The organism is Collinsella sp. TM09-10AT (assembly GCF_003436275.1).
In the GTDB taxonomy this organism is placed as follows: domain Bacteria; phylum Actinomycetota; class Coriobacteriia; order Coriobacteriales; family Coriobacteriaceae; genus Collinsella.
The window spans coordinates 50,650-58,518 of the sequence record NZ_QSOP01000015.1 but is presented as its reverse complement, the minus strand read 5'-3'; the positions used below and the strand labels follow the sequence as shown (position 1 = coordinate 58,518).

Annotated in this window: 10 protein-coding genes; 2 read left to right on the top strand and 8 right to left on the bottom strand. The window is 48.8% G+C overall.

Annotation, left to right across the window (positions count from 1 at the left end; genetic code table 11):
* Positions 1 to 12 precede the first annotated feature (12 nt).
* From DXD77_RS07340 to DXD77_RS07325, 6 genes are all read right to left on the bottom strand, one after another.
* Entirely contained in the window at positions 13 to 1,044 is a 1,032-nt protein-coding gene (locus DXD77_RS07340) for a radical SAM protein (RefSeq protein WP_117648320.1), read from the bottom strand.
* Positions 938 to 1,756 carry a hypothetical protein gene (locus DXD77_RS10295; RefSeq protein ID WP_147324147.1) on the bottom strand — a complete coding sequence of 273 codons (819 nt, stop codon included), beginning with the start codon at positions 1,754 to 1,756 and terminating at the stop codon, positions 938 to 940. The genes DXD77_RS07340 and DXD77_RS10295 overlap by 107 nt, the downstream gene beginning before the upstream one ends.
* Before the next feature lie 7 nt (positions 1,757 to 1,763).
* Entirely contained in the window at positions 1,764 to 2,096 is a 333-nt protein-coding gene (locus DXD77_RS10405; RefSeq protein ID WP_117855747.1) for a hypothetical protein, read from the bottom strand.
* Positions 2,093 to 2,947 (bottom strand): MFS transporter, encoded by an 855-nt coding sequence (locus DXD77_RS07335; RefSeq protein ID WP_117648319.1) that lies wholly within the window; start codon positions 2,945 to 2,947, stop codon positions 2,093 to 2,095. The genes DXD77_RS10405 and DXD77_RS07335 overlap by 4 nt, the downstream gene beginning before the upstream one ends.
* Positions 2,925 to 3,206, bottom strand: a complete 282-nt coding sequence (locus tag DXD77_RS07330) for a DUF2087 domain-containing protein (RefSeq protein ID WP_055251466.1) — start codon at positions 3,204 to 3,206, stop codon at positions 2,925 to 2,927. The genes DXD77_RS07335 and DXD77_RS07330 overlap by 23 nt, the downstream gene beginning before the upstream one ends.
* Positions 3,207 to 3,306: 100 nt before the next feature.
* A complete protein-coding gene (locus DXD77_RS07325) occupies positions 3,307 to 3,513 on the bottom strand; it encodes a hypothetical protein (protein WP_233506769.1) in 207 nt (68 codons plus the stop codon).
* A gap of 186 nt (positions 3,514 to 3,699) precedes the next feature.
* Between DXD77_RS07325 and DXD77_RS07320 the strand changes: the two genes are divergently transcribed.
* Together DXD77_RS07320 and DXD77_RS07315 are read left to right on the top strand one after the other, a co-directional pair.
* On the top strand, positions 3,700 to 4,653 hold the full coding sequence (locus DXD77_RS07320) for a hypothetical protein (RefSeq protein ID WP_117564417.1): 954 nt from the start codon (positions 3,700 to 3,702) through the stop codon (positions 4,651 to 4,653).
* Positions 4,654 to 4,793: 140 nt separating this feature from the next.
* Entirely contained in the window at positions 4,794 to 6,101 is a 1,308-nt protein-coding gene (locus DXD77_RS07315) for a hypothetical protein (protein ID WP_117648318.1), read from the top strand.
* Between the two features lie 54 nt (positions 6,102 to 6,155).
* On the opposite strand, the gene DXD77_RS07310 is transcribed toward DXD77_RS07315, so the two are convergent.
* Both DXD77_RS07310 and DXD77_RS10290 read right to left on the bottom strand, forming a co-directional pair.
* On the bottom strand, positions 6,156 to 6,500 hold the full coding sequence (locus DXD77_RS07310; protein ID WP_233506768.1) for a hypothetical protein: 345 nt from the start codon (positions 6,498 to 6,500) through the stop codon (positions 6,156 to 6,158).
* A gap of 25 nt (positions 6,501 to 6,525) precedes the next feature.
* Entirely contained in the window at positions 6,526 to 7,653 is a 1,128-nt protein-coding gene (locus DXD77_RS10290; protein ID WP_147324150.1) for a hypothetical protein, read from the bottom strand.
* Positions 7,654 to 7,869 lie beyond the last annotated feature (216 nt).

The window sequence follows — 7,869 nt, the reverse complement described above, 5'->3', positions numbered from 1 at the left end:
GGCCGTGTTCCGCTATGCGGTTGTCAATTTGCGAAAGAAATTATGCGTCACCGAAATATGAAGCCGCTGGGGCAAGTCAATTGTGTCGCTACCGTTTATGACCTCTTGCATATAAAAATCAATATGATGCTCATCAGATAAGGATTTTGCTTCATTTAAAGTTAAACCAGTGCCTGAAACATAATCCACTTCGAGGCGCAAATCCTCATATTGGGACTTCGGCATTACAGAGACACCATACTTATCGGGATGATTCCAAACATCCGACCCCATAACGAGACCAAAATTCGTAAATCCTCTCGTGGAATATGGAACACCACATACCTGTTTTGAATAATTCAAAACATTCTCTGTATAAGCTAAGGTGTTCAGAGCCTCTTCTTTAGTTTCGGTCGGAAAGCCAATCATAAAAAATAGATGAACAGGAATACCCGCATTGAGACAATCATGGATATTGCGATCAATCCAATCAACTCTCGTGTTCTTCTTCATTAGATCAAGAACTCTTTGGTTGTATGACTCGAGGCCAAACTGAATCTGCCTACATCCACTTTGGTATATCTTGTTAAAAACTTCTGTACTTAGGGTTGGAGAGAACCTCGTTTCTCCATGCCAGAAAAACGTTTTTCCCGATGCGTTTATTTCATCCGCGAGTTGCTCCATTCTTTTGCCTTCGAATGTTTCATCCACAAAAGAGAAAACTCTCGTGCCGTATTTTTCATTTAACCGACACATTATTTCAAATACTCTCGATATAGGCATCTTTCGGTAACAACCACCGGTAGCACCGGGAATGGTGCAGAAGGCGCAATGATTAAAACACTGCCTAGAGGAATAAACCGGCAATATTAACTCAGGCATGAAGTATTTAGAAAGGGCGAAGCCATCGAAATCGGGAACTGTATCGTTGATAAATGTTTGCTCAATCCGATGGTTTTTATATATTTCCACCTTTAGCATGGCAAAGGTTTGGAACACAGTCGAGATTGTCATCACCAGAGTCAAGAGCCTCAAGAAGACGTGCAAGCGGCTCTTCGCCGTCATACATCATTATCGAATCAATGTATTCAAAAAAGGGATGCCATTCTTTCATGCAGTCATCTGCTAAACGAGTAATGTAATTGCCGCCCAATGAGACGTGTTTAACAGATGGACATTCTTCCTTAATCAGTTTCGCTAACGTAACTGCAGAAATCAATTGGAAACAGCCGCTCACCGAAATCCCAATAAACTCGATTTTTTCCCTCTGAATACGCTTAAGAAAGGCAGTTTCATAGAAGGAAATAAACGGATTATGCAAGGTATCCGCAAGCGATTTCATTATTTCTGGTGTCGAATAATAATCATAGGGCAGATCTATGGAGTTGAACGTGTATTTAACTCCATATGAGACGCGATTTATGATATAGAGTGCATTTCTAAAAATGTTTTCGGCATATTGTCTTTCTTTTAGATTAAAGTATCTCTTCGATCTGAAAATATCTTTTGCCTCGTCAACATTAAGTGCCGACTTTTGTATCAACTCGATTGTTAATTGAACATTCGAACTAAACGAATCCTTTGATTCCCGATACCTTTTACAGCACTCTTCGACATGTCTAAAAGATAGGAGGTCATCGTAAAATTCCACGTTTAAGTCAACAATGTCAACTTTGTATTGTTCAACCTCTTGAAGATATGACTTCAAAACAGGCAAGGCAAGATACGGCCCCACTGGACTCCATCCTGGGGGAAATACTAAAAGCGTTTTAGGCATATCAACGTCACATCTTTCGCAAATAATTTAATTGAAACACAACTACCATCATAATTGAAAATACACCAAGTCCTGTAACGAGAATTGAGAACATCGCGATGCTCGTGAACAGCGAAACAAGAAGTGTTGAAATAACAACAGCAACCGATTGCAAAGACTCCCTAATTGAAAACAGGCTTATCGATTCAGATCCGTCTCTCGCCAAATCCTGCAGCGATGTTATGAGAAGCACATCTTGAATGGCGTTTCCGGCACCGACGATAAAAAGGAAAATAAACGATATCCCAGACGCATAGCGATAGCCAAACGCCAGATACGCACCGAGCGCAAGATACGTCACAAATAATATGATTTAACGCAATCGGAACCACTGATTAAACGACCATATATTGTATTTCCGAACAACAGTCCGATTGTAAGACTACTCTGAAGGAATCCGTATTGTATCGATGACGAGTCAAATTGCAATTGCGCTATAGCTGGCAAAAGAGAATTCAGAGAGCCGAATGCCACGCCACTAGAAATATCGATTAATAGGAAACCAATTGCCAAGTGCTTCGCGCTAAGATCACTAAATGCAGTCCTGTTTTTTTCATTTTTGCTTATTCCCTCTTTATCATTAACCTCGATAACCGACGGAACATCTCGCAGCAACCAGAACGACGCGGCAAAAGAAAGCGCGTCTAATGCAAGAACAGCCTCCGCCCCAAATTGAGCGACAACAAAACCGCCGGCAACTGGCCCCAGAACCATCATCAAATTCTGCAGGAACCCAAACGAATTATTAATTACGTCGCGATTGATACTATTCGTATTGGCTCTTAACAACGAGTAAAAGCAGGGCATTTCTACCGTTCGGCAAAGCGATACCGCGCACGTAATAGCAAACATACTCCATTTACTATCAACAAAAATATAGCAAACGAATAATCCCGCGCGAATTAAGTCTGCCAATCTCATGGCCTGCAGTGTCCCGATACCCATCTTCTGAGGCAGCTGCGCGAGCGCAACTGAAAACAGAGAGGGGGCAAATCTGCAGCAGACCATCAAAGCAGTTGCAGAAACATCGTGAGTTACCTCGTAAATCAGCATTGGCAAAGCAATATTCGCACACCAATTGCCTATTTCGCTTATCCCTCTAGCAATATATAGGACCCGAACCGGACGGCTAGCTCTCAATACCGTGAACATCACGATTAACCTCGTATTTCAGGCCTCGTTCATCCCTTAATAGGAATCCATAATCAACCAAGTACCGCCTCAACACGGCATAATCAGGATAGAGCTGTGACAGCACACGATTAACCTGAAGCTCCGTATAACTTGTATTTAATTCAAAGAAAGAGACGGCCCATAGCAGCATGATTCTTTTATAGCTTTCCTTTTTTGGAATTGAAACCAGCTCGCCATTCTTGAGAAATCGTTTTTTAAAGTCTATTAGCTCATCCATTCACATCCTCCATTTCATACGCATCTAATACTAAAAATGCATACGCTTTAGGTCATCGCATTCAGCTTCTTTATTCGAACTAAACTCGAACTAATCTAAATTATTTGCTCAGACACTCTTCGAAAGCTCGTTTTTCACTCTGAGTAAAATGCCCTTCCCAGTCAGTCCACGAACAGGAAGGCAACTCACAACGAGCGGAGTCGAAGCCCTCTGCCGTCGGTCGTTCAAAATGCACGATAACCTTTTCGATATCGCCATCCGCAATCAGGTCAGAATGAATGACCTCGGTACCGTCTTCGAACGTCATATACGGGTACATCACGTAAACCACCTCGCAATCGTAAATCCAGTTTAGCATCAAGCTATTGCACCAAAGACAGCAAGCCCCCTTGATGAGTTGATGGTATCTGTTAAATGTCACGTACGATTCACATCTGGTGGGTACCCTGATGGCTACACAAAACGAAGCAGATTTACACCGGGAGGACCCCGTATGACAACCAAGTACACTGACGCGCCGCGCACGCGCGTCATGACACCGGCCGCGCTCAACAACGGCGTGCACGAGAACCATTCCATCGGACAGACCATGGCCATCGCGCCCAAAAAGGGCCTGTTTGACGACATTTCCATTCCCCAGATCATCGCCGGCGCCGCAGCTGCCGCCACGAGCGTGGCGCTTGCTTCAAAGATCGGCATTGCCGGCTCGGTGATTGGTGCCGCTGTGAGCTCAGTCATCACTGTTGTGTCCTCGCAGGTCTATCGCCACTTTATCTCCGCCAGCGCCGAAGCAATCAAGGGCACGCATGCCGCTGTCGACTACCCTACCGGCGCCTACGAGCCCGTTGAGCCCAATGTCGAGGAGCACCTAGGTGGCGCCGCAACCACGCAGGAGATGCGCCAGGTTGCGGGACGCGCGACCACGGCGCGCGTCGCTCCCAACAGCCTGCGCGCCAAGGCGGCGGCTGAGCGCAGCCAGACGCAAAAGAAGGTCATCGTCTTCTCGATCGCTATCGCCATCGTCGCGGTCATCGCCTGCGCCGGCGCCATCCTTATCACCACTGCCGGTGAGGGTCTGGGCGAGCGTCCCGAGCCAATCCTGTCGTCGCGCACGACCGAGAGCGATGCAAATGGCAACACCCAGTCGCAGGATCAGCAGGCACAGACGGACGATACGCAAGACAGTTCTACCTCTGCCAATTCGTCCTCGAACACCCAAAACCAATCGCAGGGCGTCGATTCCTCTGCGAACAACAGCGGCACGCAATCCGGCACGACTGACTCAAGTCAAACGACTGACGGCTCTCAACCGAGCACGGGCGACCAGGCGAATGGCAATACACCGAGTACGGGATCTACCGACAACAGCAACACCAACAGCTCGAGCGGAACCGCGTCCGGCACGGCATCTGACAGTTCAAGCCAAGGCGCGACATCGGGCAACTAGGCACATTTGCCTCTCATAGATAACCGACCTGTATAACGGGCGCGAATCGACAGCGGTTCGCGCCCGTTTGCCTTGGGCGCCGCCATGGCGAGCGCCATGCGATGGTAAGATGCTTTACATGTGTAAAGAGGAGATTTGCCATGAGCAAGACAATAGTTAGGCCCACGCTTTCACTGGGCAACCACATCTATCTGTATCGCCTGCTGCGCGATGCGATTGGATGCGGCAAGCAAACGTTTATGACGCAGGTCGAAGAGGCGCTCGCCGCTGGCGACATGACCGCTTATGACCTGGGCTTCGAATCCACGCGCGAGCTGCTCGAAGAGCTTGACGACTGCATTAAGCTGACCGTCTTTAAGGGCGGTCGCCTGTATGCCACCGTCATCGCCAACGAGGCCTGGGATGCCGCCCTTGCCAAGGGCGAGGACAAGCCCAAGACCGCCAAGGGCGCTAAGCAGTCCTACAAAAAGAAAAAGCGCGGTGAGAAGGACCTCAAGGCTGTGCGCCCCAAGCACGTTAAGCGTCCCGAACCAGAAGCCGCGGTTGAAGCTGTGCCGGAGCCCGAGCCCGAGATAGAGATCGAAGTCGCTATTGAGGTGGCAGCGGAAGCCGAAACCGAAATCGCCGCCATGACCGATCCCGAAGTCATGCCAGAGCAGGAAGCCGCTGTGGAGCTCAACGAGGCATCCAAGTCGACAACCGAAGAGGCGGCTGGCCAGCCCGAGGCGCCCGTGTTCCAGAACCACGATGTCTTTGGCGACAACACCGAGGACAATCAGTCCGACGAGCTCGCGGATCAAGATGCTGCCGAGGCAACACCGGAGCCCGAGGCGCCCCAGCCTGCCATCTCGCTCACGGTTGTCTACGACCCCGAGAACGCCAACGCCGGCATCACCACCATGGTATCCACGCCGGTCGAGGCCAAGCCGAACGTCGAGGCAGAGGACACTCCGCAGGCCGATGCCAAAACCGGGACCGAAGACACGTCCATCTCCGTGGAACCGACAGATTCCATAGCTAAGCCAGAAGCGGCATCTGAGTCTGCACCTGTCATTGAGTCCGCATCCGCACCCGCCTGTGACCAGGCTCCCACACCTGCACCGACTCCGGTCCCCAATTCAGCACCGGCCCCCGCTCCCGCAGCACCGACCATCCCCGGGGACTTCCCCATCGATTTCGCGACCGAGGTCTTCTGCCCTAGCCCGCTGCTGCACCAGCTGTCGACTTATCTCCCCTACGGCGCTGACACCCTCGGCATCGTCGGCGAGTACTACTGGATCGCTCGCGAGCGCGGTACCATCGAGGCCGGCCGTAACCGCGCGAGCTTCCCCCTGCGCTACACACAGGCCGGCAAACGCCACGAAGTCACCGTACGCATTCGCCGCAACACCACCGGCGGCCTCGGAGCCACCTGGGCCATCGACAAGGTCGAAGCCCCGGTCGAGTAAAAAACGGCCTCGGATAGCCAATTGACCATCCGAGGCCGTTTGAATTCAGGCCTTTTAGTTGTCATCGGCGCATATAGACACCAGAGAAGCAAGCTCATCCTCAAGTTGCGGAGCAAAGTATCTAAAAGAAACCTGCGCTCCGGTCGGTATCGACTCAATCATATTCGCAGCATTATCTGAAACTCGGTACGATGCAGTTTCACCTGTCTTCAAATCCTCTATTGAGCAGACAGCGTCTTCAGCATCATTCGACCTAAGCACGCCTTTTCCTTGTAACATCACATCGGCATGCCCGCCAGCTATTTCTAATGAACCTGAGTCTGTCGCAGTCACTTCTCCGGAACCTCCGCGCGATATCTCTTCCTTTGTTGAACAGCCCACCAATGAAGCCATCAGCACCAAAGACAGAGCTAGACGAATCGCCCTACTTCGAAAAAGTCGTTCCATAAGTCCACGCATAATAGCTCTGATCATACTTCAGGAAGGATAAAGATGAATTCCAGCCGTCCGCTATGCCAATCATCTGCCTTGTCTCTCCAGTTTTCTTACCAGTAAGTGTGGCGTAAGCCTCCGCTGTTACAGAATGGGCTGATCCGTTGTACAAACTCGCATGTAAAACATTCGGTCTATTAGAGTTAATCTCATTTTGAATGCTCGCGATAGCCGGAGAGGAGACAGTGCGGGCGATAAGAGCACTTCCTCTGCTTGCGCAGTAATTTGTAAACCCCGTTGCACAGGTTGATATCGGCGTTCCGCCCAAAACAACGCCGGGAACAGTCTGTTCTTCAGCGGAAAGAGCATGGGTATTGGTGTAATTCCATATCTGCATATATTGCGAAGGGTCGCTATATAAATTGGCAATGCCATACAGTTCCGCAACGTTCGAAAAAGCGGTCACCATACAAGCATAGTGGGCAGTAAGCCTCTTAATCTCGCTTTCATCATATGACATAAACTGAGAAATGGAACGAAATCCAGATACTGTGTAATCCTGCATTTGAGTTGCGTAAATTACGACATCGTTCCAGCTTGAAGGTTTATTCGATAAAACGACAGGCCGTCCTTCTATGGAAACAGCCGGGATTGTTCTTCCGCAATTTGTTGTTATTGAACCGTCCAAAGATTGCACACCGAATTCGAATGGATTGATCATTACGACTGGGTTATTGAAAGAATAAGACTCAACACCAAGATCTCCTCCCCGATCCATAGGGCTGACTAAGCCGTCTCCAAAACGATATCCCGTAAGTATTTCATCATCTGAAGCATCTAAAACCAAATAGCCCGCGGCTCTATTGAATGTCACAACCGGAACAATGTAGCCAAGCGGGGACCCATCAACGTCTACAAAAGGAATAGGGTTAGAAGGCGTATACGAAGAGCCGAGGAGTCCCTTTATATATTTATCGGCAAGCTCTTGCGCAATTTCTGAAGTAAATTGTATCTGCTCACCATCAATATTGCCCGTCGAAGCAAAAACCTCTTTCGGACGTGCGGCTAAGGCGACAATTGAAGACGCGACAAGTTGCAGAAAACGACGACGCGAAAGCATATGTTCTTCTTTCTAGAGGAGCGACTTATAAGATACTCCTATTCTATAACCTTTTTTGTAACGTTACAGCACTGGTTATATTTCAATTCGATTTGCTTATGTCCTTGTAACCCAATACGTCTTTACGTTTTAAACGGAATTAGAAAATCACTCATAGCAAAAACGGGCTTTAATCCCAAAGAGATGACTTTGATTATGAATCAACCAGCAGCCAGG

What these genes read in the sequence shown, in the direction of transcription:
- DXD77_RS07335 (WP_117648319.1), bottom strand. Translation starts at nt 2,947, where the DNA reads ATGTTCACGGTATTGAGAGCTAGCCGTCCGGTTCGGGTCCTATATATT.
- DXD77_RS10290 (WP_147324150.1), bottom strand. Translation starts at nt 7,653, where the DNA reads ATGCTTTCGCGTCGTCGTTTTCTGCAACTTGTCGCGTCTTCAATTGTC.
- DXD77_RS07330 (WP_055251466.1), bottom strand. Translation starts at nt 3,206, where the DNA reads ATGGATGAGCTAATAGACTTTAAAAAACGATTTCTCAAGAATGGCGAG.
- DXD77_RS07320 (WP_117564417.1), top strand. Translation starts at nt 3,700, where the DNA reads ATGACAACCAAGTACACTGACGCGCCGCGCACGCGCGTCATGACACCG.
- DXD77_RS07315 (WP_117648318.1), top strand. Translation starts at nt 4,794, where the DNA reads ATGAGCAAGACAATAGTTAGGCCCACGCTTTCACTGGGCAACCACATC.
- DXD77_RS07325 (WP_233506769.1), bottom strand. Translation starts at nt 3,513, where the DNA reads ATGACGTTCGAAGACGGTACCGAGGTCATTCATTCTGACCTGATTGCG.
- DXD77_RS10295 (WP_147324147.1), bottom strand. Translation starts at nt 1,756, where the DNA reads ATGCCTAAAACGCTTTTAGTATTTCCCCCAGGATGGAGTCCAGTGGGG.
- DXD77_RS07340 (WP_117648320.1), bottom strand. Translation starts at nt 1,044, where the DNA reads ATGACGGCGAAGAGCCGCTTGCACGTCTTCTTGAGGCTCTTGACTCTG.